This is a genomic window from Aestuarium sp. (assembly GCF_023253315.1).
Taxonomy (GTDB): Bacteria; Pseudomonadota; Alphaproteobacteria; order Rhodobacterales; family Rhodobacteraceae; genus Marivivens; species Marivivens donghaensis.
In genome coordinates this window covers 1-2,229 of sequence record NZ_JALRGW010000062.1, presented here as the reverse complement: position 1 = coordinate 2,229, position 2,229 = coordinate 1, and the positions used below count along the sequence as shown (strand labels likewise).

2 protein-coding genes are annotated in these 2,229 nt (G+C 51.5%); one reads left to right on the top strand and one right to left on the bottom strand.

Features of this window, described 5'->3' with window-relative positions; genetic code table 11:
• On the bottom strand, positions 1-1,227 hold a 1,227-nt coding region (gene gndA / locus AC1QQ2_RS14020; protein ID WP_479713597.1), incomplete at its 3' end, for an NADP-dependent phosphogluconate dehydrogenase.
• A gap of 142 nt (positions 1,228-1,369) precedes the next feature.
• On the opposite strand from gndA, the gene AC1QQ2_RS14015 reads away from it, so the two are divergent.
• Positions 1,370-2,229, top strand: an 860-nt coding sequence (locus AC1QQ2_RS14015; RefSeq protein WP_479713596.1) for a D-alanyl-D-alanine carboxypeptidase, incomplete at its 3' end; no start/stop codon positions are given.

The window sequence follows — 2,229 nt, the reverse complement described above, 5'->3', positions numbered from 1 at the left end:
AACCTTGCGCCAAGAAGCAACTGATGCATCGATTGCCTTGGTGAAATACTCATCAAACAAAAGGCTAAGTAGGTTCTCGTTCTTACCGTAGGCATCTGCGATACGGTTCAAGAATTGTGCACGAATGATGCAGCCTCCTCGCCAGATCTTCGAAACGGCGCCTAGGTTGATGTTCCAGTTGTATTCCTTAGCTCCTGCTCGGATAGCGTCAAAGCCCTGAGCATAGGCAACAATCTTCGACGCATAAAGAGCTCGGCGAACGTCTTCGACAAATGCAGCCTTGTCGCTAACCGACCACTCGGTAGTTGCAGCTGGCATAGCTGGCTTACCAGCGCGCTGAGCTGCCTGGGACGAAAGGCTTCTTGCGAATACCGCCTCAGCAATACCTGAAACTGGAGTGCCAAGGTTTAGTGCGGTCTGCACGGTCCAAACACCAGTTCCCTTTGAACCTGCAGCGTCTAGTACTACGTCAACAAATGGCTTTCCAGTCTTGGCATCAACCTGCTTTAGAACTTCGGCAGTGATCTCGATTAGGTAGCTCTCAAGCTCGCCCTTGTTCCACTCGGCGAAGATCTCTGAGATCTCGGCAGGGCTAAAGCCACCAGCCTGACGAAGAATGTCGTAGGCCTCAGCAATTAGCTGCATGTCGGCATACTCAATGCCGTTGTGGATCATCTTTACGAAGTGACCAGCACCATCGGTGCCAACGTGGGTAACACAAGGCTCACCCTCGGCAACAGCCGCGATTGAAGCAAGGATTGGACCCAGGGTCTTGTATGCCTCTGTGGTTCCGCCGGGCATGATTGAAGGGCCCTTGAGAGCACCCTCTTCACCACCAGAGATACCAGCACCAACAAAGTGAATGCCCTTTGCAGATACCTCTTTCTCACGACGAAGGGTGTCTGTGAAGAGCGCGTTTCCACCGTCAACGATGATGTCGCCTGGCTCAAAGCGCTCGGCTAGCTGGTTGATAACCGCATCGGTTCCGGCACCAGCCTGAACCATGATGATTGCGGTGCGAGGCTTTGCAAGTGATGCAACGAAACCGTCGATGTCCTGGGCGGCGATAAAGTTTGCCTCTGGGTGCTCAGAGACAAGAAGATTGGTGCGCTCCACGGAGCGGTTATAAACGGCTACGCGGTTGCCTTCGCGAGATGCGAGGTTGCGAGCAAGGTTCGAGCCCATTACAGCTAGGCCTACTACTCCGATGTTTGCTTTTTCGGTCATGAATTGCGTCCTAAATAGAGGTGGAAAAAAGTAAATGGCTCGCGCAACGATGGGCGTAAATTTCTCCTAGGTTACCCTACTTTTCCCTTATTGCGGTGGGCCCGAGGCTGGATTTTCAGCTTGGCAAAGTATCCTTCGAAAGATGTTGAAAAAAGTTCTCACCACTGCCATAACAGCCGCTTTGGCAATTGGTGCCGTATTCCCAGCACCTGCCTTTGCTGCCTCCTGCACGCCCTCCAAGCAGCTTGCGAATAAGAACATCAAGGACATTCACGTTGAAGTAGTTAATGGCAATACAGGTGAAACTCTGTTCTCAGTTGCCGGAGAAGTACCGGCAAGAACGGCATCCGTGATGAAGCTCTTGACCGCAGCAGTAGCACTTGATGTGTTGGGCAAAGACTTTCAGGTGACTACAAACGTTTACTCTGACCCACAGAATCCAGGCAAGATCTACCTGGTCGGCGCAGGTGACATCACCTTGTCGCGCATGCCTGGAAACATCACTTCTTATTACGCCAAGGCACCAAAGCTAGATACCTTGACTAGGCAAATAGCTTCCTGGGCAAAGAAGAATTCGGTCACGATTTCTGATGTGGCAATCGACAACAGCCTCTATGGTTCTGAATCTGACTGGCATGCAACCTGGGATAAGAAGGGCCTTAGTCAGGGTTATATGGCTCCAGTTTCTGCCTTGCAAATAGATGCAGGCAGGCTCACCTCATCTAAAAATAAGTACTACTGGCTTGCAAGAAGAACTGCCTATCCGGTTTCGCAGGCAGGAACTTTGTTTATTCAATCTCTAAATAAGCGCAAAATCGCCATGGGCTTGAAGGCAACTGAGGAAACACTCCCTGAGGGTGCCGTGGTAATTGCATCGGTGAAATCGAGGCCGCTAAGAGAGTGGATCGCGAACATGCTTGGGGTTTCTGACAATTCCCTGGCCGAGGCGATGGCCAGGCTGGCATCCCTAGAAGCCGGTTTTGATGGATCAATGGAGTCCCT